Origin of the sequence: Marinobacter sp. LQ44, assembly GCF_001447155.2 — a bacterium.
In the GTDB taxonomy this organism is placed as follows: Bacteria; Pseudomonadota; Gammaproteobacteria; order Pseudomonadales; family Oleiphilaceae; genus Marinobacter.
Genome location: NZ_CP014754.1, coordinates 1,803,199 through 1,826,680, shown reverse-complemented (window position 1 = coordinate 1,826,680; position 23,482 = coordinate 1,803,199). Strand labels below are relative to the sequence as shown.

16 protein-coding genes and 1 pseudogene are annotated in these 23,482 nt (G+C 56.8%); 10 read left to right on the top strand and 7 right to left on the bottom strand.

Annotation, left to right across the window (positions count from 1 at the left end; genetic code table 11):
- Nucleotides 1–25 precede the first annotated feature (25 nt).
- Nucleotides 26–1,168 (bottom strand): acyl-CoA dehydrogenase family protein, encoded by a 1,143-nt coding sequence (locus ASQ50_RS08540; protein ID WP_058091210.1) that lies wholly within the window; start codon nt 1,166–1,168, stop codon nt 26–28.
- A 10-nt stretch (nt 1,169–1,178) separates the two neighbouring features.
- A complete protein-coding gene (locus ASQ50_RS08535; RefSeq protein WP_023008963.1) occupies nt 1,179–2,375 on the bottom strand; it encodes an acyl-CoA dehydrogenase family protein in 1,197 nt (398 codons plus the stop codon).
- 320 nt (nt 2,376–2,695) lie between these two features.
- Between ASQ50_RS08535 and ASQ50_RS08530 the strand changes: the two genes are divergently transcribed.
- Complete coding sequence (locus tag ASQ50_RS08530) at nt 2,696–4,009, top strand: DcaP family trimeric outer membrane transporter (protein ID WP_227513284.1); 1,314 nt, start codon at nt 2,696–2,698, stop codon at nt 4,007–4,009.
- A gap of 167 nt (nt 4,010–4,176) precedes the next feature.
- On the opposite strand, the gene ASQ50_RS08525 is transcribed toward ASQ50_RS08530, so the two are convergent.
- On the bottom strand, nt 4,177–5,346 hold the full coding sequence (locus ASQ50_RS08525) for an acyl-CoA dehydrogenase (protein WP_023008965.1): 1,170 nt from the start codon (nt 5,344–5,346) through the stop codon (nt 4,177–4,179).
- Nucleotides 5,347–5,364: 18 nt separating this feature from the next.
- Entirely contained in the window at nt 5,365–6,570 is a 1,206-nt protein-coding gene (locus tag ASQ50_RS08520; RefSeq protein WP_058091209.1) for a 3-oxoadipyl-CoA thiolase, read from the bottom strand.
- Nucleotides 6,571–6,702: 132 nt separating this feature from the next.
- Here ASQ50_RS08520 and ASQ50_RS08515 point away from each other — a divergent pair, with 132 nt between their 5' ends.
- Nucleotides 6,703–8,064: a hypothetical protein gene (locus ASQ50_RS08515; protein WP_058091234.1), complete on the top strand. Its 1,362-nt coding sequence runs from the start codon at nt 6,703–6,705 to the stop codon at nt 8,062–8,064.
- 21 nt (nt 8,065–8,085) lie between these two features.
- Here the strand turns inward: ASQ50_RS08515 and ASQ50_RS08510 are convergent, their stop codons facing one another.
- Nucleotides 8,086–9,015 (bottom strand): 2-hydroxyacid dehydrogenase, encoded by a 930-nt coding sequence (locus ASQ50_RS08510; protein WP_058091208.1) that lies wholly within the window; start codon nt 9,013–9,015, stop codon nt 8,086–8,088.
- Between the two features lie 270 nt (nt 9,016–9,285).
- On the opposite strand from ASQ50_RS08510, the gene ASQ50_RS08505 reads away from it, so the two are divergent.
- The 7 genes from ASQ50_RS08505 to ASQ50_RS08475 all read left to right on the top strand — a co-directional run bounded on the left by ASQ50_RS08505 (nt 9,286) and on the right by ASQ50_RS08475 (nt 19,047).
- Complete coding sequence (locus ASQ50_RS08505; RefSeq protein WP_058091207.1) at nt 9,286–10,113, top strand: IclR family transcriptional regulator; 828 nt, start codon at nt 9,286–9,288, stop codon at nt 10,111–10,113.
- Between the two features lie 179 nt (nt 10,114–10,292).
- Nucleotides 10,293–12,386 (top strand): 3-hydroxyacyl-CoA dehydrogenase NAD-binding domain-containing protein, encoded by a 2,094-nt coding sequence (locus ASQ50_RS08500; protein ID WP_058091206.1) that lies wholly within the window; start codon nt 10,293–10,295, stop codon nt 12,384–12,386.
- An 18-nt stretch (nt 12,387–12,404) separates the two neighbouring features.
- Entirely contained in the window at nt 12,405–13,589 is a 1,185-nt protein-coding gene (locus tag ASQ50_RS08495; protein ID WP_058091205.1) for an acetyl-CoA C-acyltransferase, read from the top strand.
- A 15-nt stretch (nt 13,590–13,604) separates the two neighbouring features.
- Nucleotides 13,605–15,407: an acyl-CoA dehydrogenase gene (locus ASQ50_RS08490; RefSeq protein WP_058091204.1), complete on the top strand. Its 1,803-nt coding sequence runs from the start codon at nt 13,605–13,607 to the stop codon at nt 15,405–15,407.
- Nucleotides 15,408–15,456: 49 nt separating this feature from the next.
- On the top strand, nt 15,457–16,563 hold the full coding sequence (locus tag ASQ50_RS08485; protein WP_058091203.1) for a zinc-binding dehydrogenase: 1,107 nt from the start codon (nt 15,457–15,459) through the stop codon (nt 16,561–16,563).
- A 9-nt stretch (nt 16,564–16,572) separates the two neighbouring features.
- Entirely contained in the window at nt 16,573–17,988 is a 1,416-nt protein-coding gene (locus tag ASQ50_RS08480) for an aldehyde dehydrogenase family protein (RefSeq protein ID WP_058091202.1), read from the top strand.
- Nucleotides 17,989–18,072: 84 nt separating this feature from the next.
- Entirely contained in the window at nt 18,073–19,047 is a 975-nt protein-coding gene (locus tag ASQ50_RS08475; RefSeq protein WP_058091201.1) for an NAD(P)H-dependent flavin oxidoreductase, read from the top strand.
- Nucleotides 19,048–19,089: 42 nt separating this feature from the next.
- On the opposite strand, the gene ASQ50_RS08470 is transcribed toward ASQ50_RS08475, so the two are convergent.
- Nucleotides 19,090–21,087: a TRAP transporter permease gene (locus ASQ50_RS08470; RefSeq protein WP_058091200.1), complete on the bottom strand. Its 1,998-nt coding sequence runs from the start codon at nt 21,085–21,087 to the stop codon at nt 19,090–19,092.
- A gap of 83 nt (nt 21,088–21,170) precedes the next feature.
- Nucleotides 21,171–22,325, bottom strand: coding sequence for a TAXI family TRAP transporter solute-binding subunit (locus ASQ50_RS08465; RefSeq protein WP_058091199.1), 1,155 nt, complete (start codon nt 22,323–22,325; stop codon nt 21,171–21,173).
- A gap of 506 nt (nt 22,326–22,831) precedes the next feature.
- Here ASQ50_RS08465 and istA point away from each other — a divergent pair.
- Nucleotides 22,832–23,473: pseudogene (istA, locus tag ASQ50_RS08460) on the top strand (IS21 family transposase); the annotation flags it as partial.
- Between the last annotated feature and the right edge of the window lie 9 nt (nt 23,474–23,482).

The window sequence follows — 23,482 nt, the reverse complement described above, 5'->3', positions numbered from 1 at the left end:
AGACCCAAGGTTCACTGATTTGGTATCAGTTGGCTTCCAGCAGAGCGGCATAGCGCTCAAGATGGAAGTCATCATCGCCCAGCTGGTGGTTGATCATCACCAGGCGCTTGGCGTAGTGGGCAAAGTTGTATTCCCAGGTCATGCCGATACCTCCGTGGGACTGAACGCCCTTTTCGGAAATAAACTGGGCGCTGCGACTAATTACGTTTTTAGCGGCCGCAATTACCCGACGGCGCTCGTCGCTCTGAGGCTCATCAGCCACACTGGCGGCAAGGATGGCCATTGAACGAGCCTGCTCCAGTTCGGACATCATGTCAGCCATCCGGTGCTGAAGTACCTGGAACTTACCGATGGGCACGCCAAACTGCTTGCGCTGCTTGAGGTAGTCCAGGGTCAGGTCACAGGCGACTTCCATAACGCCGACCGCCTCACCACACAGAGCGGAAATGGCACGGCCAACCTGGTATTCAATAGCATCGGCCGCTTCGCCTTCGCTTCCCAGCAGAGCGTCTGCACCCACCTTGACATTGTTCAGGAGCAGGTCGCAGCCCTTGGCGCCGTCAATAGTCGGGTAGCTGCGACGTTCCAGGCCATCAGCGTTGGCGTCGATGACAAACAAGCTGATGCCAGAGGCATCACGGCTGCTGCCAGAGGTGCGAGCAGAAACCACCAGCAGGTTGGCACTATGACCACCGATTACGACCGCTTTGCGGCCGTTAAGAACATAGCCGCTGTCGGTTTTCTCGGCGGTGGTTTCTACGTCATTGGTGTTGTAGAAGCTCTGGGGCTCCTGCAGGCCAACGGCAAGCTGGGTTTCGCCTGTTGCAATGCCCGCCAGCCACTGTTCTTTCTGCTGTTCATTGCCGGCCTGACTAATCAGCCCGCCACCAAGAACCACAGATTGAAGGTACGGCTCGATGCACAGGCCGCGGCCCAGCTCGGTCATCACGCTTTGAACTTCAACACCGGTGCCGCCAAAGCCGCCGAGTTCCTCGGGGAATGGCACCGCCATCAGGCCCAGTTCGCCCAGTTGCTTCCAGAAACTTTCACTGAAGCCAAGCTCTGATTCGCTGTATTCCAGCCGTTTTTCGAAGCTGTACTCACCGCGAACCAGACGAGCCACGGTGTCCTGCAGCATTTGCTGCTCTTCGTTGAGTCGGAAATCCATGGTCGCCTCCTTAAAGTCCCAGAATCATTTTCGAAACGATGTTCTTCTGGATCTCGTTTGATCCACCGAAAATAGACAGCTTGCGGTTGTTGAAGTAATGGGCAGCCAGGGGCGCAGCATCCGGGTCAGACAAGAATTCGCCGTCATAGGCCTGGTCCATCTCTTCTTCAACAAACGGAATGGCGTAAGGTCCGATCGCCCGGCGTGCCAGGTCGTTGATAGCCTGGCGAATCTCGGTGCCGCGCACTTTCAGCATAGAGCTTTCCGCTCCCGGAACGCCGCCGCCTTCTACCGAGGCAACAATTCTCAGGTTGCTGATCGCTGCTGCCATCAGGTCGATTTCGACCTGCGCGATACGTTGGCTGAAGGTCGGATCCTGAATCAGGGGTTTGCCGTTCTTCACCCGACGGCTGGCCAGCTGCTTGAGGTGTGTCAGTGCTGCCTTGGACAGGCCGATGCCCGCCAGGCCGGTACGCTCGTAGGTGAGCAGGTACTTGGCGTAGGTCCAGCCTTTATCTTCTTCACCCACCAGGTTCTCGACGGGAACCTTCACGTCTTCGAAGAAGACTTCGTTAACTTCATGCTCACCGTCCAGCGTGATGATCGGACGAACGGTAATACCCGGGGTGTTCATGTCGATCAGCAGGAATGAGATGCCTTCCTGCGCCTTCACTTCTGTGTTGGTGCGTACCAGGCAGAAGATCATGTTGGCGTGCTGGCCCAGCGTGGTCCAGGTCTTCTGGCCATTAACGATGTAATGGTCGCCTTCGCGCACAGCCCGTGTTTTCAGGGAAGCCAGGTCAGAACCCGCGCCTGGCTCGGAATAACCCTGACACCACCAGTCTTCGCCGCTCAGAATCCGGGGCAGGTATTGCTGCTTCTGTTCTTCGGAGCCGAACTTGATGATGACCGGAGCCACCATATTTACGCCGAAGGGAATGGAGCGGGGCACACCGTAACGGCAGGACTCTTCATCCCAGATGTGCTTCTGGACCGGTGTCCAGCTGACACCCCCGTACTGTTCCGGCCAGTGCGTGGCGTACCAGCCTTGCTCGCTGAGAATTTTTTGCCACCGCTGGTGGTCTTCCTTGCTCAGCTTGCGAAAGCCTTTCACCTTGGCTGCGATGTCTTCAGGCAGCTTGGCATCCAGAAATGCGCGAACTTCATCGCGGAAAGCCAATTCCTCGGCTGTGTAATTCATGTTCATAGGTAACCCTCACCGTGCTCTTAGCGAAAATGTATACCGCATAGCAGAATTGTTCCATGATCCATCAACCAAACGGTGGATGTCAATGCTAACGGAATCAACTGTCAAAAAAATGCATCGTTGTAGACATGCAAAAAGATAAATGGACTTGTTGATCTAAAATTCTTCATCTATATTCGTTGTCGTGGAAGATGGTACTGCATAATGAAATGCAAATAACCCACCATTCCGCTGTGCGGAATTTTTGCGGTAGGGTCTGTACCAGTCCCGGAGATTTAACAATAAAGACGCTAACCAACTCCGATGCGAGGTTTTTCAAGATGACAACAACAACCCGTTTTGCCACCCATCCGCTGGTCCGCGCCGTAGCCCTGGCGGGTGCACCTCTGCTGATGCTTGGCTCGGTAACTGCCCAGGCGCAGAGCAACACAGAGCTGGAAGAGCTGCGTGAGCGCATCCAGGTTCTGGAAGGAAAGCTGGAAGGTGCTGTGTCGACTGCCCCTGAAACGCGGGACGATAGCCGTTATCTGTTGCGTGATGGCAAAGGCATCAAGATTGGTGACACCACGATTTCATTTGGCGGGTTCATCAAGGCCGATGTGATTTTCGGATCCAACGGTAATGGAATCAGCAACGGTTACTCCATTGGTTTGCCCCGGACGCTTGCCAAGGCGGCCAATGAAGGTGAAAGCGACTGGAAAACAGGCTTCTCTGCCCGTGAATCTCGTATCAGCATTGGTACCAAGACCGAGGATGTTGCCGGCCATGATTTGACCACGTACATCGAAATGGATTTCAACACCGCGGCTGATGCTCCCGGCAATGAAGTTGTCTCAAACAGCTATAATCCGCGCATGCGGCAGGCGTATGGCTCCTGGAATGGTTGGGATTTTGGCCAGACCTTCACAACCTTTACCGATCTGGCTGCATTGCCAGAGATTCTGGACCAAGGTAAACAGGCTGCCTTTATCTATACCCGACAGCCGATGCTCCGCTATAACATGTCCGCTCCGGGTGGCAAGTTGATGGTCGCCCTCGAAAACCCGGAAGATGGTTTTGGCTCTGAATCCTATGGCGATCAGTCCTATCCGGATCTCGTAGCGCGCTATCAGACTCGCGGCAACTACGGTATCTACTCTGTTGCGGCCCTGCTGCGCCATCTGGAAGATGATGCTGCGGAGGACACCAAGGCAGCCGGTGCTGTATCTCTGAGTGCCCGTATTCCTACGTTTGGCCGTGATGACCTGCGTCTGCAGTACAGCTATGGAGCGCTTGGCCGTTACATGGGACTGTTCACCTACCCGGATGTGGACCGGGCCGAGCAGGCGGCTGGAAAGGTTGAGCCGCTGAATACCTACGGGGTGACTGCGGCCTACCGTCACTTCTGGAGTTCAACCTGGAGAAGTAACCTGACGGTTTCCCATACCGAGATTGTGGACGATCTGGAATTCTCTCCTGCAGGGACTCTCAGCTATTTCGACTCCTCCACCTCAGTCCACGCTAACCTGCTGTGGTCCGCTCATAAGAACCTGACTCTGGGTCTTGAGTATGCCTACTGGGACTTTGGCGAGATCGCCGGCAGCGGCAGTCAGCAGTATGAGCAGGTTATGGCTTCCGCGAAGCTGTCATTTTGATCAGCGATTTCCGTTGAGTTAAAACGAATATCAGGTATTTCATCGCTTGCCCCGGGTGCGCTGCACACCGGGGCTTTTTTATGCCCGCGCGAGAAGTGTAGGACTCGAGGCGCCGGGCACAAAAAACCCCTCCGTAGAGGGGTTCAGGAGTGCTGTTTCCGGAGGAATCAGCTGAAGGCCTGAATACCGGTCTGACCACGGCCCAGAATCAGGGCGTGGACGTCGTGGGTGCCTTCGTAGGTGTTAACCGCTTCCAGGTTCATAACGTGGCGGATAACGTGGTATTCATCAGCGATACCGTTGCCACCGTGCATATCGCGGGCTACGCGGGCGATGTCCAGGGCCTTGCCACAGTTGTTACGCTTCAGAAGGGAAACGGAATCCGGGGTGGCAATGCCGGCATCCATCATGCGGCCCAGCTGCAGCACAGACTGCAGGCCGAGGGTGATTTCAGTCTGCATGTCTACCAGCTTCTTCTGGATCAGCTGGTTGGCGGCCAGGGGCTTGCCAAACTGCTTGCGCTCCAGGGTGTAGTTGCGGGCTGCATGCCAGCAGAATTCCGCAGCACCCAGTGCGCCCCAGCTGATGCCGTAGCGAGCCTTGGTAAGGCAGCTCAGCGGGCCTTTCAGGCCTTCAACTTCCAGGCGGTTTTCTTCAGGAACGAAGACTTCGTCCATAAAGATAGAGCCGGTGTCGGATGCGCGCAGAGAGAATTTGCCCTGAATTTTCGGAGTTTCCAGGCCCTTGGCGCCTTCGCGCTCGATCACAAAGCCGTTTACCACGCCGTCCAGCTTGGCCCAGACCACACAAACGTCGGCAATCGGGGAGTTGGTGATCCAGGTCTTGGAGCCGCTCAGCAGGTAGCCGCCGTCAACTTTCTTGGCGCGGGTTTCCATGCCGCCGGGGTCAGACCCGTGGTTGGGTTCGGTCAGGCCGAAGCAGCCAACAAACTCGCCAGAGGCCAGTTTCGGCAGAATGCGCTTTTTCAGCTCTTCTTTGCCGTAAGAGAAGATCGGGTACATCACCAGTGAAGACTGTACGCTCAGGGCCGAGCGGTAGGCGGAGTCGACCCGCTCAACTTCCCGTGCGATCAGGCCGTAGCACACGTGGTTCAGGCCGGGGCCGCCGTACTCTTCCGGCAGGGTGGCACCCAGCATGCCCAGTTCACCCATTTCGGTGAAGATGCTGCGGTCGAATTTTTCGTGGCGGTTTGCCTCGACGATGCCGGGCATCAGACGGTTATCGCAGAAGCTGCGAATGCTGTCGCGTACCTGACGCTCGGTTTCGTCCAGTTGTGATTCAAAGTTCAGCAGGTCGTCCCAAGGTGCGGAAGCCATTGTTGTTCTCCTGAAAAGTTAGTTGGAAACCCGTTCAATTACAGCAGCAATGCCCTGGCCTACACCAATGCACATGCTGATCAGAGCGTAACGGCCACCGGTACGTTCGAGTTGGCGTACCGCCGTCAGGGCAATCCGGGCGCCGGAAGCGCCAAGAGGGTGCCCCACGGCGATGGCGCCGCCGTTCGGGTTGAGTCTGGAATCGGAAGGATCGATTCCCAGTTTGGTGGTGCAACCGAGAACCTGGGCGGCGAACGCCTCGTTGATCTCGATTACATCCATGTCTTTTAGTGTCAGGCCTGCCCGGGCCAGGGCTTTCTGGCTTGCCGGAACCGGGCCGTAGCCCATTACATTGGGCGCAACGCCGGCGATGGCAGCCGATACGATACGTGCGCGGGGCTGGATGCCAGCCCGCTTGCCGGCTTCTTCGGAGCCGATAATCAGGGCGGCAGCGCCATCGTTCACGCCGGAGGCGTTGCCGGCAGTAACCACGCCATCTTCAGCCAGCGAGCGAAGATTGGAAAGCGCCTCGAGGTTGGATGTAGGCCTTGGATGCTCGTCGTCCTGTACGGTCAGTGGCGGTTGTTTGCGGCCCTGAGGTACAGAAATGGGCAGGATCTCGTCTTTGAAAAAACCGTCCTGGCGGGCGGCTTCATAGCGGGCCTGGCTTTGTGCGGCAAAGCGATCCACTTCCAGTCGGCACAGATTCAGCTCGCGTGCGATGTTGTCTGCGGTTTCCGGCATGGTGTCCGAGCCGAACTGGCGTTCGATCAGCGGGTTCGGGAAGCGGGCACCAATGGTGCTGTCAAAGGCGCGGAATTCACGACTGTAAGGTGATTCGGACTTGGCCAGCACAAACGGCGCGCGGCTCATGCTCTCGGCACCGCCGGCTACGAACAGGTCGCCTTCGCCACAACGGATAGCGCGGGCAGCATCGATGATGGCGGCAAGGCCTGAGCCGCACAGCCTGTTAACGGTCTGGCCACCGGTTTCAACCGGCAAGCCTGCCAGCAGTCCGGCGTGCCGCGCCAGGTTGCGGGCATCTTCACCGGCCTGGTTGGTGCAGCCGGCAATCACGTCTTCATAATTCTCCGGAGCAAAGGCGTTGCGCTCAATGAGTGCGCGAATGACCTCGGCCAGCAGGTCGTCGGGGCGAACCTTGGCCAGGGCGCCTGCATGCCGCCCAAATGGTGTTCTCAAGCCATCATAGATGTATGCGTTCATAAGAATTGCCGTATCGATTATGGTTAGGTAATTCCGAACTGCGGAATATAGTTTTGTAAATGATATTGGAAAAGACTAATCTGGGTCTATCTCAATTGCAAGAATTGTTCATCATTGGTGGCTGACTGGTTTATGAATGGAACTCTTCGCTGGCTGCTGGCTTGTGCCGTGGTCATGGAGCTTGTCGCGATTTGTCTGCAGAGCAAAGCCCTTAGCGCCTCTGCCGGGCTGGTATTCATCCTGGTGTTTGTTCTGGGCGCGATGCGCCTTCAGGTCTATGCAAGGACGTTGTTCCTGCTTTCCCTCACGTTTAGTGCTGGTTTGTTTGTGACCGGCCGTCTCGGAATGGACGGTGCCCTTGATGCGTTGTCGGATGCAGCGTTCTATTCGGCGTTTTTGGGCAGCCTGGGGATGATGCAGTGCCTGGTGCGCCGCTTTGAAGTCCTCAGGCGTATCCACGATGTGCTGCTCGGGGGTCGGGTATCCCTTTTATACCCAAAGTATGCGGCGGTGAGCTGCGGTATTGCCTCGGTACTCAGCTTCGGGATGATGAGCCTTTTATGCGGCACCCTGGCGGACAGTCTCAAAGAGCGGGGCATTGAGGGCGCGGCGCGGCTGCAGTGGCTCAGGAGCGTGCTGATCAGCGCCTTGCGGGGGTTTGCCCTGGTGCCATTGGTGGCACCCACCAGTGTGGCGGTGGCCATTCTGACCCGGGAGCTGCCGCAGCTGAGCTGGTCCTCGATTTTGCCTTTTGGTTTTGTCGCAGCGTTACTGATGATCGTGGTTGGCTGGGTGCTGGAAAGGCAGCGCTTCCGGGAAATCAGTAGTGAACGGGTTGCGCTCGACGGCTGGCCAGAAGGAACGGGCAAACTGACGCTTCTGGTTCTGGTGGTGTTTGCCTGTATGGCTTTGCTGGTTGCCTTGGCGGGCGTGAAGGTGTCGGTGGCTGCCATGTTGGCTGTTCCGGCTGTCACTTTGTCTTATATGTTGTTGCAGGAACGCTCTCCGGTGGCGGCATTGGCAGAAGGGGTAGGGCAGTTGGCGGTGATGTCCAACGAAATGGCGATCTTTGCCGGCTCAGCCATGCTTGGGGTATCGATTGCCACTGTGGTGCCGGCAGATCTGTTGAGCGGACTTGTGGTGAGCGGCTGGGGTAGTTACCTGATTGCAGCCGCAGGGCTGCTGATCATGCCGCTGTTCTCCATGGCTGGGGTGATTCCGATTACCGTGCTCAGCGTGCAGTCGGGCATGCTTGCGCAACTTGTGGCTAGCGGGGCTGACCCGATGCTGGTGGCAATTGGCCTGGTTATTGGTTTCTCACTGGCAATGATGGTGTCGCCGTTCGGGCCGTCGGTGATGTTGCTGTCACGGTTTGGTCAGGTTTCCCGTAACGTAGTGGCCTTTCAGTGGAACGGTGTTTTTGTCTTGCTGGTGGTGCCGCTGTTGCTGTTATTGCTGGCGGTGTTTGCGGTACTTCTGCCGGTCCTGGGTTGACCGGCAGAATTCGCAGGCGAATCAGTAGCCGCGGGTGACGTCGACAATGCCTGTGACAGGCAGACCCTTGGCGTGATCGCGGATTTTACCGGTGATCTGCTCCAGGGTCGCATCCCGAAGGGTGCGCGCTGAAATGTGAGGTGTGATTGTGATGTCGGTTCGCTCCCAGAAAGGGTGTCCCACGGGCAGGGGCTCTTTGCGGAATACATCCAGTGAGGCGCGCTGAAGTTTTTCCTCGTTCAGGGCACGAAGCAGATCGTCTTCGACAAGGTGTTCACCCCGGCCAACGTTGATCAGTACCGCGTCTGGCTGGAGTTGGCTGAAGAGGTCGTAGTTAAGGATATTTTCGGTTTCGCTGGTCAGAGGCAGAGTGTTAACCAGCACCCTGGTTGCCCCCAGGAATTCTCCGAGTTGCCCGTTGCCTGCGAAGGTGCGCACGCCATCTACTGTGTGCTCACTCCTGGCCCAGCCGTTTACCGTATAGTCGAGGCTTGCCAGTGTGCTGGCCACACGCTTGCCGATGTGCCCAAGCCCCATAATGCCGATGGGCCACTCTTTCCGGCTGATGGGGCGGTGTATCTTCCACAGCCGCTGGCGTTGCTGATCCCGGTACAGCTCCATCTGCCGGCTGACTTCCAGTATCTGGTGCAGTACATGCTCGGCCATCTGTACCGACATGCCGGCATCTTCCAGTCTTACCACGGTAAGGTCTGCCGGCAGGTTGGGGACTTTCAGCAATCCGTCGATACCGGCGCCCAGGTTGAACACGGCCTTCAGGCGGGTTTCACGCTCGAACAGCTTCGCCGGGGGCTGCCATACGATGGCGTAGTCTGCATTAATCGCCGGTCCGTCCGGATCCCAGACATAAATGTCTGCTTCTGGTAGCAGTTGTTTGATAGGTACGGTCCAGCGCTCTGGTTTGGGATCGCCCGCTACAAAAAGTACCTTCATACATGCTCCTGAGTATGGTTTGTTGTCGTGCATATGACTTGGTTCCGCATTGCAGAATAAAGTATCGCTATACTATGGTAAAGGTTGCCCGGGTTTCCGTCATGGCTATTTCGTGGCATCGGGTAATGCCAGTGTTTCGAATCTGGCATGAAATTTGATGGCAGATTGTGGTTCTTGAGTTTCTCATAGACTAGAATATGTCCACTTTTCACGCCCACGGTTCGCCAGGCTATCCGTGACAGGCAACGCAGTTCAGGAAATAGGCAAGTTATGGCAAAAAAACAGCAGGACAACTCACCGGAGTTGCAAGTGGCATCCGGTGATGGTGAGCCGGTTCAGCCGGGTAAGGATCGCAAGTTTGTGGAGGCATTGTCCCGGGGGCTGGATGTTCTGCGCGCGTTCAGTCAGGGGTCTGTCATACTCGGCAACCAGGACATTGCCAGAATTACCGGCCTTCCCAAGCCCACCGTTTCGCGCATGACCTATACGCTGACCAAGCTGGGTTATCTGGGCTACAACCAGCAGTTGGAAAAGTATCAGCTTAGTTCCGGCGTGCTGGCTCTGGGTTACGCCTATGTATCAAACCTGAAGGTGCGTCAGCTGGCCAAGCCCTACATGGACGAGTTCGCCCGGCAAACCAACATGTCGGTTGGTCTGACTTGTCGCGACCGCTTGCACATGATTTATGTAGAAAACCGGCTGCCGCCTGAAGCAACCCTCCTGCGGATGGATATTGGCCTGAAGCTGCCTATGTCGACAACCTCTGCAGGGCGCGCCTATTACTGCGCGATCAGCGACCCGGCCCGCAAGCTGATCGACGATGCCATGGCGAAGAAGTACGGTGAAAAATGGCCGGTAATTAAAGAAGGCCTGGACCAGGCCATGGAAGATTACCGGGAGCACGGTTTCTGCCTGTCGCTGGGAGACTGGGATCGGAACATTAACTCCGCCGGTGTACCTATCCACCTGCAGGATGGCACTACGATGGTTCTGACCTGTGCGGCGCCGTCGTACCTGGTGCCTGGCGACAAGTTGCGCGACTCCTATGCTCACCAGCTGGCTATGTTAGCCCGGGATATTGAATCGCTCGGTGTCTAGGCCAGGCTGCCGGTAGCCGGCCGGATCAGACAGAAAGGCATAAAAAAACCGCAGACGAAAGTCTGCGGTTTTTTTATGCCTGAACCGAAACGGTGGTTGAAATAAGGGCTAAACTTGTATTAAATCGTTAATTGATTTCGCTAGATAAAACCATATTTCATAAAAGGCGAGGGGAGATTATGTCAGAGGTTGTTGCTTATACCCGTGAAGGGAATGTTGGTGTCATTTCCGTAAACTACCCGCCGGTCAATGCCTTGAGCCATGCTGTGCGTGCCGGTCTGGTTTCCGCCCTGGAGCAGGGCCAGAAGGATGCAGAAGCAGATATCCTCCTGCTGGTATGTGAAGGCCGTACGTTCATTGCTGGCGCGGACATCCGCGAATTTGGCAAACCTTTGCAGGAGCCGGGCCTCCCCGATGTGATCAATGCCTATGAATCAAGCGACAAGCCCATTGTTGCCGCTATTCATGGCACCGCACTGGGCGGTGGCCTGGAAACGGCCCTGGGTTGTCATTACAGGGTTGCCCTGCCGTCTGCCAAGGTGGGCTTGCCTGAAGTAAAGCTTGGTCTGTTGCCCGGTGCTGGCGGTACCCAGCGCCTGCCTCGCCTTGTGGGTGCCCAGAAGGCACTGGAAATGATTACGTCTGGCAACTTCGTAGGCGCCAGAGACGCGCTGGCTCTGGGCATTGTTGATGCCGTTGAAGCCGGCGACGATATCCGCCAGGTTGGCCTGGCCTATGCGCAGAAACTGGCAGGTGAAGGTGCTCCGGTACGCCGGGTGCGTGATATTGCCGACAAGGTTGAAGCTGACAAAGGCAGCGATGTCTTTGACCAGTTCCGTGCTGGCCTGGCCAAAAAGGCCCGCGGCCTGTTCTCGCCATTCAAGTGTGTCGACGCTGTAGAAGCCGCTTTCACCCTGCCGTTTGCCGAGGGCCTGAAGCGAGAGCGTGAACTGTTTAAAGAGTGCATGGAATCACCGCAGCGTGCAGGCCTGGTCCATTCGTTCTTTGCCGAGCGTGAGGTTTCCAAGGTCAAAGGTCTGGCCAAGGACACGCCGGTGCGTGAGGTGAAGAGTGTGGGCATTATCGGTGCCGGCACCATGGGTGGTGGAATCGCCATGAACTTTGCCAATGTGGGCATTCCGGCCACCATCGTTGAAGTTCAGCAGGAAGCCCTGGATCGCGGAATGGCAGTCATTCGCCGCAATTACGAGAACTCTGCCAGAAAAGGCAAGCTCACCGCCGAGCAGGTGGAAGAGCGCATGGGGCTGATCAAAACCAGCCTGAGCTACGATGACTTCCGCGACGTCGACCTGGTGATTGAAGCCGTCTTTGAGAACATGGCCGTCAAGAAAGAGATCTTCGCCAAGCTGGATGAAGTGTGCAAGCCGGGCGCTATTCTGGCGTCCAACACCTCCACCCTCGACATTGATGAAATTGCCTCTGCTACCAAACGCCCGGAAGACGTTGTGGGTATGCACTTCTTCAGCCCGGCTAACGTAATGAAGCTGCTGGAAAATGTTCGTGGCAGCAAGACGTCTGACGAGGTGAAGGCCACTGTGATGGCCGTAGCGAAGAAAATTAACAAAGTCGGAGTCATGGTCGGTAACTGTCACGGCTTTGTTGGCAACCGGATGCTGCATAAACGCGGTGCCGAGGCCATGGCGCTTGTAAACGAGGGTGCTTCGCCGCAGCAGGTGGACAAGGTACTGACCGACCTCGGCTTCCCGATGGGGCAGTTTGCGATGTCTGACCTGGCCGGCATTGATGTCGGTTATCGTATTCGTGAAGAGCGTCGTAACGCCGGTGAAGATGTGCCGGCCAGTTGGATGGACAAGCTGGTTGAGCAGGGTCGTCTGGGACAGAAAACCCAGGCTGGGGTATACAAATATGAGGAAGGTAGCCGCGCGCCGGTTGTCGACCCGGAAGTGGAACAGCTGATTGAAAGCTTCCGCGCGGAACAGGGGATCGTAGCCCGGGAGGTTACCGACCAGGAAATCCTTGAGCGTTGCATGTATGTAATGGTCAACGAAGGTGCCAAGATCCTGGAAGAAGGCATTGCCGACCGGTCACTGGACATCGATGTGGTCTGGATCTACGGATATGGTTTCCCCGCGTATCGTGGCGGCCCCATGTTCTGGGCAGATCAGGTTGGGCTGGACAATATTCTGGCGGCAGTGAAGAACTACAACAACACAGTGGGTGGCGAGCAGTGGAAGCCTGCGCCGTTGCTCGAGAAGCTGGTGGCGGAAGGCCGCAAGTTCAGCGATCTATAATTATAAGGAGTTCATCTTATGTCTGATGCTGTCATCGTTTCGACCGCGCGTACCGGCCTTGGCAAGTCCTATCGTGGTGCCCTGAACAACACGCACAGTGTTGATCTGGCCGGGCACGTTATCCAGCACGCCGTTGAGCGTGCAGGAATCGACCCTGCCATCGTTGAAGATGTCATTCTGGGCGCAACCTTTCACGAAGGTTGTCAGGGCAAGAACATGGCACGCCTGGCGGCTATTCGTGCCGGGCTCCCGGTAACCACGGCCGGGCTGTCAATTAACCGGTTCTGCAGCTCCGGCCTGCAATCCATTGCTATTGCTGCGCAGCGCGTGATGTCGGAGAAGGTACCTGCCATCGTGGCTGGTGGCGTAGAGTCCATCTCCCTGGTTCAGAACGACAAACTTAATGGCTTCCGTGCTACTAACGAATGGCTGATGAAGAACAAGCCGGAACTGTACCTGTCGATGATCGAAACGGCCGATATTGTCGCCCAGCGTTACAACGTAAGCCGTGAAGCGCAGGATGAGTACGCACTGATTTCCCAGCAGCGCACCGCCGCGGCCCAGCAGTCCGGCAAGTTTGACGACGAAATTGTGCCTTTTGACGCCACTATGCTGGTTAAAGACAAAGAAACCGGTGAAGTGAGCGAAAAACAGGTAACTCTGGACCGGGACGAATGCAATCGCCCGAATACTACATTGGAAGGGTTGGCCTCACTGGACGCGGTACGTGGCCCGGGTCAGTTTGTTACCGCGGGAAACGCCAGCCAGCTTTCTGATGGCGCCTCTGTGTGTACGGTCATGGACAGCACCTATGCCGAAAAGCATAACATCGAGCCCATGGGCATTTTCCGTGGCTTTGCTGTTGCAGGCTGTGAGCCGGACGAGATGGGCATCGGCCCGGTGTTTGCTGTTCCACGCCTGCTTGCCCGTAACGGCCTGACCATGGACGACATTGACCTGTGGGAGCTGAACGAAGCCTTTGCATCCCAGGTGGTCTACTGCCGCGACCGTCTGGGTATTCCGATGGAAAAACTCAACGTGAATGGCGGCTCTATTTCTGTGGGTCACCCCTATGGTGTGAGCGGTTCCCGCCTTACCGGCCATGCCCTGATTGAAGGCAAGCGCCGGGGTGCCAAATATGTGGTGGTCACCATGTGCATTGGCGGCGGTCAGGGCGCAGCCGGCCTGTTCGAAGTGGTATAAACGGAGAGCGCCGTCATGCAGCAGAAAATCGTCAGTACCCGGGACCTGGCTTTCCAGCTTTATGAACTTCATGAAGTAGAGAAGGTGCTCAGATTTGAGCGCTATCAGGACCATAGTCGTGAAACGCTGCAGGCGGCGCTGGACCTGGCGCTGAAAGTTGCCGCAGAGGAGTTCGCACCCCATGCTCGCTTGGTGGATGAAGAAGAGCCGACCTTCGAGAATGGCCGTGTGCACATGCGGCCGGAAGTTCACAAGGCGCTGGACGTACTGAAAAGTACTGGTCTGATGGCGGCCAGTCAGGACTACGAGCGCGGTGGCATGCAGCTGCCCAGTGCGGTTGCCCAGATGTGTGTGGGGATGCTCAAAGGAGCCAACGTAGGGACTCAGGGCTACGCCGGGCTAACTATTGCGGCAGCTAACCTGATTCTCGCCCATGGCTCCGACGAGCAGAAAAGCCGCTACGCCGAGCCGATGTTGGCGGGGCGTTTTTTCGGCACCATGTGCCTGACCGAGCCCCATGCAGGTTCCTCTCTGGGAGATCTGCGCACTCGAGCAGAGCCACAGGCAGATGGCAGTTATAGGTTATTTGGTAACAAGATCTACATCTCCGGTGGTGATCACGAGCTGAGCGAGAACATCATTCATATGGTACTCGCGCGTTTACCTGGGGCCCCGGCCGGCGTAAAAGGAATTTCCCTGTTTCTGGTGCCGAAGGTCCTCGTTAACGAAGATGGCTCTTTGGGTGGGCGCAACGATGTCGCCCTGGCTGGTCTGATTCACAAAATGGGATACCGTGGCACGACGTCTACCATGTTGAACTTTGGTGAGGCAGCGGGGGCGGTCGGGTATCTGGTTGGCTCGCCCCACCAGGGCCTGGCTGCCATGTTCCACATGATGAACGAAGCCCGGATTGGTGTTGGTCTGGGTTCGGTGATGCTGGGTTACACCGGCTATCTTCATGCGCTTGAGTATGCCCGCGAGCGGCAGCAAGGGCGTCCGGTTGGAGAGAAGGATCCGGAAAGCCCCCAGGTGCCTCTGATCCGCCATGCTGATATCCGGCGCATGCTGCTGGCCCAGAAGGCCTATGTGGAAGGTGGGCTGGCGCTCTGTCTGCAGGGTGCAGTATTGGTGGACGAGAAGAAGTTTGCGGAAACTGGCGAGCAGCGCGAGCTTGCCGCCGGGCTGCTCGACTTGCTCACGCCGGTGATCAAGTCCTGGCCTTCCCGTTATTGTCTCGAAGCTAACAGTCTGGCAATTCAGGTGCATGGTGGCTACGGCTACACCCGGGAATATCCGGTGGAACAGTTCTACCGGGATAACCGGCTTAACCCGATCCACGAGGGCACCCATGGTATTCAGGGCATCGACCTGCTTGGTCGCAAGGTTTCCATGGCCGATGGCCGTTACTACTGCGAACTGGTGAGCAGGATCGAAGCCACTATTGCCGAGGCCCGCAAGCAGGAACGGCTGGCTTCTAATGCCGGGTTGCTTGAACGGTCCCTGGCCGCAATGGTTGAAGCTACCCGGGTGATTAATGAAGTAAAGGCCTCTGGTGATAAGGAAAAAGCACTGGCCAATGCCACTCTTTACCTGGATGCCTTCGGGCAGGTAATTGTCGGCTGGCTCTGGCTGCGACAGGCCCTGAAAGCCCTTGCTGGAGTCAGTGGGGCCGGTGATCAGCCTGAGTCCTTCTATCAGGGCAAGTTACGCGCCTGTGATTATTTTTGCCGGTATGAATTGCCGGGCGTGCTAGCAACGGCTGAGTTGCTGCAATCGGTGGACTCAACGGCACTGGATATGTTTGACGAGGCATTCTGACCGGCCTCGCCAACTCTGAATCAACACAAAAACAACAGGAGTCAGGGTAATGGACAGACAAGCAAAGGCGGTGGTCTGCCGGGAGTGGGGCAAGCCGGTACAGGTCGAACAGATTACGGTGGACGGACCAAAACGGGGCGAGATAACCATCAAGGTTGCCGCCTGCGGCGTATGCCACAGCGACCTTTCAGCCACCACTGGAAAGATTCAGTATCCACCGCCATTGGTGCTGGGCCACGAGGCGGCCGGTGTGGTGGTTGAAGTTGGCGAGGGTGTGGAAGGCTTCAGTGAAGGCGACCACGTTGTTAGTTCGTTTATCTCAATGTGCGGCAAGTGCCGCCAGTGTGTGCGTGGCCATCCGGTTCTTTGCGAAAACGCCCGCAAGGCGATGTTTACACTGCCCGATGGAACCGTTCGAACCCGCGACAGCCAGGGCGAGCCCTTGAATGTGTTCGGCGCCTGTGGCGTGATGGCGGAGTATGCAACCCTGCATGTGGATAACTGCGTGAAGGTTGCAGAGGATGTGCCACTACAGAACGCCGCATTGGTGGGCTGTGCCGTGATGACCGGTGTGGGTGCTGTATTTAATACTGCCGGGCTGGAGCCGGGTTCCAGGGCTGCGGTGTTCGGTATTGGCGGTGTTGGCCTGAACGCCGTTCAGGGCTGCGCAACCGCCGGTGCCGAAATGATTGTGGCGGTGGACAACAACCCGAAAAAGCTCGCCATGGCGCGGGAATTCGGTACCACCCACACGATTGACCTCAATGAAGTGGACGATGCCGCCAAGGCCATCAGAAAACTGACCGGCGGCGTGGATTACGCCTTTGAGTGTGTTGGTGCCGGTGCCGTGGTTGAGCAAGCCTATAAGTCTCTCGGGCGCGGTGGTACCGCCGTCGTGGTGGGCGTTGCTGACCCGAAAGACAAAACCTCGATTACTACGCTCACCCTGCCGGCCGACGAGCGCACCCTGAAGGGCAGCTGGCTGGGTTCAGCCCGGCCGCAACACGATTTCCCGCGGCTTCTAGGTTTGTACCGTGCGGGTAAGCTTAAACTCGATGAGCTGATCACCCAGACTTACTCCATAGATGAAGCTGTTCAGGCCTTTGACGACATGATCTCCGGCAAGAACGCGCGTGGCGTGATTGTCTTCGACTGAGGGAAAAACATGAAGATTCTGAACAAGAACTACATCAATGGTAGCTGGGTCGACTGGAACGGCGACATGGCGGATGTGCATGAAGCGGCCACCGGCGACGTGATTGCCCGGGTGCCCATGTCCGATCCGGGACAGATGGAGCTGGCAATTGCCGCTGCGCATGCAGCATTTGAGGTCTGGTCTGAAAGTTCTGTAGAGCAAAGGGTGAACGTGCTTGGCCAGCTGCATGCTGGACTCAAGCAAAGGGCACCGGAAATTGCGGAAGCGGTCAGCCGGGAAGTGGGCATGCCACTGAAGCTTGCCACGGCAATCCAGGCTGGCCTGCCAGCAACTGTAACCAAGACCTATACCGATATGTTGCCGGAGTTTCCGTTCGTTGAGCAGTCTGGTAACTCGGAAGTGCAATATGCGCCGGTCGGGGTGGTGGGCTGTGTTACTCCCTGGAACTACCCGCTGCATCAGATCATTCTGAAGGTAGTACCCGCGATTGCTGCCGGCTGCACCGTCGTGCTGAAGCCCTCTGAGATTGCGCCGCAGGCAGCCTTTATCCTCGCTGACATTCTGGATGAAACCGACCTGCCGGCGGGTGTGTTCAACATGGTATGCGGGGCCGGGCAAACCGTTGGTGAAACCCTGATCCGGCATCCGGATGTGCGCATGCTGTCATTCACCGGCTCCACCCGCACCGGTCATGCCATTGCCCATGCCGCTGCGGATGACTTCAAGAGGATTGCGCTGGAAATGGGCGGCAAATCGGCATCGGTTGTTTTATCGGACGCTGACCTGGAAGCCGCAGTAAAAGGCACAGTGAGCAACTGCCTGCTCAACTCCGGACAAACCTGCACCGCCCTGACCCGGCTGCTGGTGCCCGCCGATCGCCATGACGAGGCGTGCAAGCTGGCGGCTGCAGCCGCGGCCAGAATGACCCCGGGCAACCCGCTGGACGAAGCCACCCGTTTGGGCCCCTTGGCCTCCGCGCAGCAGCGGGACCGGGTAGTGGATTACATCCGGCTCGGTGTTGCGGAAGGCGCCACCCTGGTAGCCGGCGGCCCGGACGCGCCGGAAGGCCTGGACAAGGGTTACTTTGTACAGGCAACCGTGTTTGGCAATGTAGACCCGAACAGCACAATCGCCCAGGAAGAGATTTTCGGCCCGGTGCTGTGCGTGATTCCCTACAACGATGAGGCAGAAGCCTTGCGTATCGCCAATGGCACTGCCTACGGGCTGTCTGGAGCGGTTTGGTCGGCGGATCGGGAAAAGGCAAAGGCTTTTGCCGCAAAACTCCGGACCGGACAGGTGACGGTGAACGGTGGCGGCTTCAACCCGCTGGCTCCCTTTGGTGGTTTTGGCCATTCCGGTATCGGGCGAGAGTTCGGCAAGTGGGGGCTTGAGGAGTTTCTGGAAGTGCGTTCGCTGCAGCTGTAATCGCAAGACAACGAAGGAGCCGCAGCAGCGGCTCCTTCACGTTTAAGGGCCGGAAATGTTTATCAACAACAAAAGAGTGATGCCGTGAAAACACGAATTACGGAATTATTTGGAATCGAGCACCCGATCGTACAGGGTGGCATGCACAACGTAGGCTTTGCCGAACTGGCATCGGCAGTCTCCAATGCCGGTGGTCTGGGCATGATTACCGCCCTGACCCAGCCTACGCCTGAACATCTCGCCAGTGAAATCGCCCGCTGCCAGCAGATGACGGATAAACCCTTCGGCGTCAACCTGACCTTCCTGCCGTCCTTCAACGCGCCGCCTTATCCCGAGTACATTGACGTCATCATCCGCAGCGGTGTCAAGGCGGTTGAAACCGCTGGCCGCAGTCCTGAACAGTACATGGCGCAGTTGAAGGCTGCGGGTATCAAGGTTATCCACAAGTGCACATCTGTTCGCCACGCTTTGAAGGCCGAGCGAATCGGTTGTGATGCCGTCAGTGTGGACGGCTTTGAATGCGGCGGACATCCCGGTGAGGATGATGTGCCAAACTTCATCCTGCTGCCTCGTGCAGCCGAAGAGCTGAAGATACCTTTCATTGCATCTGGCGGGATGGCCGATGGCCGGAGCCTGGTAGCGGCTATGGCATTGGGTGCCGAAGGCATGAATATGGGCACCCGTTTTCTGGCTACCAAAGAAGCGCCGGTTCATGAGAACGTGAAGCAGGCAATTGTGGACGCCAATGAACTGCAGACCCGGCTGATCATGCGTAACCTGAAGAACACCGAGCGGGTGATGGATAACGCCGCCGTGCGGGAAATTATCCGGATTGAGAGTGAAAAGGGTGACCAGGAAACCATTGACGATATCCGCCACCTGGTCACAGGCGCAAAGGGTAAGCTGGTACTGCAGGAAGGCAAGATGGATGAAGCCGCCTGGAGTTGTGGCATGGTTGTTGGGTTGATTAATGATATCCCTTCATGCGATGAGCTGGTCAGCAGAATCATGGAAGAGGCTGAAGGGATTGTGCGCCAGAGACTTGCCGGCTTTTTGTAAATGAATAGCCCGGAGGGTGCATCACCCTCCGGGCACATGGTTTCAGGCCAGGGCCTTTTCCCTTCTTTCGTATTTCTTGTGCGTCAGTGCGGCGGCGACGACCGCAGGAATGATCAACGCAGCACTAATAAGAGACAATTCCAGATTGGTCAGCGGAACCGGTCCGCCACCGGGGATGGCAAGGATCATGCCACCGGCAATGAGTCCCAGCCGGATTGGCCATTGCAACAGCTTGCTTGCTGCCAGAGAGCCTACCCCGATCAGCCAGCCTTGCATGGCCGATGCTATCAACGTTACCCCGATCAGTGCTTGTACAATCACCAGGAGAATCTCGCTCCAGGTGCCTTGGAAGATCAACGCCGGATTAAGCACAAACAGGAACGGGATAAAGTAGATCACGCTGCCCAGCCGCATGGCTTCCACACCGGTTTTCATTGCATTGGAGCCGGCAACCGTTGCAGCGGCAAAGGCGCCCAGGGCAACCGGTGGGGTGATGAAACTGAGCATGCCCCAGTAAAGGATGAACAGGTGAACGGCCAGAGGATCCATGCCGCCGCCGTTTATCAGGGCCGGTGCCAGCGCAACCGCCAGGAAAATATAGGCAGCTGTAACTGTCATGCCGATGCCGAGCACAAAGCTGGTCAGTGCTCCCATCAACAGCAGTACCAGGGTGTTGCCACCGGCAAGGTAGATCAGGTCATTGGCAATAGTGCCTGACAGTCCGGTAACCGACAGTGCACCTACCAGCAAGCCAACACCGGTGAGGATTGCGATCAGCTCTGCAAACAGCTTCCCTGACTCTGCGAAGAAGTCCTTAACGTCTTGCCACTTCCAGCGCTGGTAGGGCAGTACCTGGTTGATCACCAGCAAGAGAACCGTTGCAAAGAATGGTGCCGTGGCCTCCCGTCGCAGGAAGAACAGCATCCAGATCAGCAGGGCAAACACGAAGATGAAGTACCAGCCTTCCTTTAATGTCTGCCTGAGTGACGGCAATTCGCTGGCCGGCAGGCCCTGAAGTTTGTTGCGCGCAGCATAGGCATCAATCTGGATAAACAGGCCGAGGAAATACAGTACGGAGGGCACTACTGCCGCCAGTGCAATGGTGCCGTAGGGAATATTCAGGAACGCGGCCATGATGAACGCGGTGGCACCCATAACCGGTGGCATCAGAACACCGCCCGTAGAAGCACAGGCTTCTACGCCGGCTGCGTAGGAACGGCTGAAGCCGACTCGGCGCATTGCCGGAATTGACATCACTCCGGTAGTCATCACATTGGTGATTACGCTGCCGCTCATGGATCCCATGAGGCCGCTGGAGAAAACCGCAACCTTGGCCGGTCCGCCCCGAACATGGCCCAGCAATGCGAAGGCCAGGTTGATAAAGAAACGACCGCCGCCGGTTTTCTGCAGGGCGACGCCAAACAGAAGGAAGCCGATCACGATGTTGGCAAAGGCTTGTAAGGGCACGCCCATGATGCCTTCTCGACTCATGGCCATGTAGATCGCGGTCTGGTCGGGGGCGGATGGAAACCCCTGGATGGGGCCCGGCAGCTTGTCTGCAAATATCGGGTACAGGCTGGCGACACCGACAATCATGGCAATCGGCAGGCCGCCGGCCCGACGAATGGCTTCGATGACGGTAACCCAGAACAGGAAGCTGAACACTACGGCGTATTGTGGTGCCGCGTATTCCCAGCCGTAATCCAGAATAGTTTCCGCGTTGTAGACAAAGAACCCGCAGATAACCGAGGCGGCAAGGAACAGGATGATGTCGTACCAGGGAACCTTGTTCCGGGAAGCGTGGCGTGACATTGGCCAAAGCAGAAAAACCAGTGGTAGCATAAGTGCCACCACCACATAGAAAAACTGGCTTTCCACTTTGGTAACAATATTGATCAGCTGCAAATTGAACAGGTAGTCAATCGTCAGCAGTGTCAGGACAAGGGTTGCAACCCTGGGGACCCATGGCCATCCGCCGGAAAGCCGCCGGATGCCGCTGACGTTTTCTTTCGACGGTTCACTGTTGTGTGTTTCAGACATGCAGTAAGACTCCTGAAAGAACTCCGGTGTAACAGACCCCTTGTCTTTACACCGGAATCAGGTTTCAACCAGGACAGCAGGTTTTACCGGAATACCGGATTCATGCCCGCCGCTTGAAGTGCTTCTGCCCGCGCCGTCATCCAGCCCTTTTTGAAGGCTTCCTTGTCGGCAGGCGGGTTGGCCTTGGTGTAGCTCTCCCAGGTGTCCAGGAGGATATTCTGACGCTGTACCAGCATGTCCTGGTGTTGTTGCATATCTTCCGTCCAGTGGCCGATTTCCTTGTAGTAGTCGACGACCACATCATGCAGTGGGATGACCCAGTTGAGATTCTGGTTCTCCAGCGCATAGCCTGCATTGCCCGGTGCGGAGTCCTTGTACTTGTCGTAATCCTCGGTGAAGACACGAATCAGCCCGTCCACCAGTTTTTTATCGGCATCGGCGTTGGCGATGATGATGGGGTAGGGGTAGCTGGAACCAATCCACGGCTCATCCTTGCTGATGCCGGCGCCGGAAGTAACCAGGTGCGGTTGGAAATAGGGAGCCACGGAGCGCAGTCGCTCCCAGCCCTCGGTGTCTTCAGGATCAAGCTCCAGCCAGGATATACCGCGCGGACTGGCGGAAAGCTGTTGTGGGCCGCCGGCGACAGAAACGGTAAATGCGGTATCGCTTTGATTGGCGACGATGCCGTCAAAGGCACGGCCGTATCCCGGGAAGTCTACCCGCTCCACGTCATCCCAGGTGAGGTCGCCAAAGGCCAGCATGGCTTCGGTGCCGAGGTTCAGGGCATCGTCACCACGAATGTAGGAAATGCGTTTGCCCTTGAGGTCATAGGGGGTTTCTACGCCGATATCGCCGGCTACAGCAATGCTCAGGCCAAAACTGGCAATGGATGTGGTAATAACCCGAACCGGCTGCGGCCCCCAGTTGTCCTCGGAGAACATCAGTACGCCCTCGGCGGCGTAATAAGCGGCAATGCCACAGGAACAAACCGGTACGCGCCCGGTTTTAAGTGGTGTCATCCGAGAAACGTCGTTCTCGCCGGGCAGGATCCGCAGTGATACGCCGTACTCATTGCGTAGTAGATTGCCGATAGAAGCCATCTGGCTATAACCTGCTGAGCTGGTGCCATAGGCAGTCATTCCGATGGTGGCTGGCAGATCGACATTTTCTGCAGCCCACGCAGTGGTTGCGCTCCCGGCAAGAAGAGAAATTAAAATGATATTTTTTGTTGTCATCATGTATGCGCTCTTTTGAGGTTATTGTTTTGCTGTGCAGAATAGAATTCTGAATTAAGATTTAGTGTAGTCAGGCTTTTGTCTGTGTGTCAATTGATGTGATCGACGACTAATTTCCTGCGCGTCGTTGTCAGGTCTGTAAGAGGCTGATAGGTTTCCATCAAGCTGGGTGGACCTGTCGGGCCACCGACAGGTGGGGCCAATTTTGTTAGTAAGTTACTAATTTGTAACGATAAAGTGCCCGTAAGACACGCATCCCCCTATTGCATATTACGGCCCATCATGAACACCCATTCCGGACGAACGTGAACACCGATTCTGGTTCAACGTGAACAGTCATTCCGATTGAAGGTGAACACTTTTCCGGATTTTCCGGAATCGGTGTTCACGATGCCGGAATCAGCGTTCACATTCCCGGAAACGGTGTTCACGTTCAACCGGAATCCTTCTTAACGCATTGTTTATTAGACCGTTTGCTACTCTGACTCCTTTTTCTGGGGAGCGGAGTTGTGCCAGCAAAGAGAATTCTAATGCGTAAAATCAGAGAGGTGCTTCGCCTAAGGCTGGAAGCCGGGCTCTCGATCCGGCAGATCAGTGCCAGCACCAAGACCAGTGTCGGGGCCATCCAGAAGCTGTTAGCCCGGGCCGATGCCCTGAACCTCAACTGGCCGTTGCCCGAGGATTTGGACGATGGCCGCCTTGCGGCCCTGTTCTATCCCAGTGTCGATCCCACCACATCGACTCGCTACCAGGTGCCTGACTGGGCCACCGTTCATCAGGAACTCAAGCGTAAAGGGATGACCAAGCAGCTGTTGTGGGAGGAATACACAGCTCAGTATCCCAATCGCTGTTACAGCTACTCCCAGTACTGTGACCGTTATCGGCAATGGCTGAAGCAGCAGAAGCGCTCCATGCGCCAGACCCATAAGGCCGGGGAGAAGTGCTTCGTGGATTACTGCGGCCCGACCGTGCCGATCATCAACCCGCAGACCGGTGAGGTACGCACCGCTCAGGTGTTCGTGGCGGTGCTTGGGGCCTCCAACTACACCTACGCTGAAGCCACCTGGAGCCAGAGTTTGCGAGACTGGCTATCCAGTCACGTGCGTACCTTTGAGTTCTTCGGTGGCATTCCGGAGATGGTCGTTCCGGATTATGTGTCC

Excerpts from the sequence above, each read along its gene's own strand:
- ASQ50_RS08520 (WP_058091209.1), bottom strand. The coding sequence starts at position 6,570 with ATGAACGCATACATCTATGATGGCTTGAGAACACCATTTGGGCGGCAT.
- ASQ50_RS08485 (WP_058091203.1), top strand. The coding sequence starts at position 15,457 with ATGGACAGACAAGCAAAGGCGGTGGTCTGCCGGGAGTGGGGCAAGCCG.
- ASQ50_RS08500 (WP_058091206.1), top strand. The coding sequence starts at position 10,293 with ATGTCAGAGGTTGTTGCTTATACCCGTGAAGGGAATGTTGGTGTCATT.
- ASQ50_RS08510 (WP_058091208.1), bottom strand. The coding sequence starts at position 9,015 with ATGAAGGTACTTTTTGTAGCGGGCGATCCCAAACCAGAGCGCTGGACC.
- ASQ50_RS08540 (WP_058091210.1), bottom strand. The coding sequence starts at position 1,168 with ATGGATTTCCGACTCAACGAAGAGCAGCAAATGCTGCAGGACACCGTG.
- ASQ50_RS08495 (WP_058091205.1), top strand. The coding sequence starts at position 12,405 with ATGTCTGATGCTGTCATCGTTTCGACCGCGCGTACCGGCCTTGGCAAG.
- ASQ50_RS08480 (WP_058091202.1), top strand. The coding sequence starts at position 16,573 with ATGAAGATTCTGAACAAGAACTACATCAATGGTAGCTGGGTCGACTGG.
- ASQ50_RS08490 (WP_058091204.1), top strand. The coding sequence starts at position 13,605 with ATGCAGCAGAAAATCGTCAGTACCCGGGACCTGGCTTTCCAGCTTTAT.
- ASQ50_RS08525 (WP_023008965.1), bottom strand. The coding sequence starts at position 5,346 with ATGGCTTCCGCACCTTGGGACGACCTGCTGAACTTTGAATCACAACTG.
- ASQ50_RS08505 (WP_058091207.1), top strand. The coding sequence starts at position 9,286 with ATGGCAAAAAAACAGCAGGACAACTCACCGGAGTTGCAAGTGGCATCC.
- ASQ50_RS08530 (WP_227513284.1), top strand. The coding sequence starts at position 2,696 with ATGACAACAACAACCCGTTTTGCCACCCATCCGCTGGTCCGCGCCGTA.
- ASQ50_RS08470 (WP_058091200.1), bottom strand. The coding sequence starts at position 21,087 with ATGTCTGAAACACACAACAGTGAACCGTCGAAAGAAAACGTCAGCGGC.
- ASQ50_RS08515 (WP_058091234.1), top strand. The coding sequence starts at position 6,703 with ATGAATGGAACTCTTCGCTGGCTGCTGGCTTGTGCCGTGGTCATGGAG.
- ASQ50_RS08465 (WP_058091199.1), bottom strand. The coding sequence starts at position 22,325 with ATGATGACAACAAAAAATATCATTTTAATTTCTCTTCTTGCCGGGAGC.
- ASQ50_RS08535 (WP_023008963.1), bottom strand. The coding sequence starts at position 2,375 with ATGAACATGAATTACACAGCCGAGGAATTGGCTTTCCGCGATGAAGTT.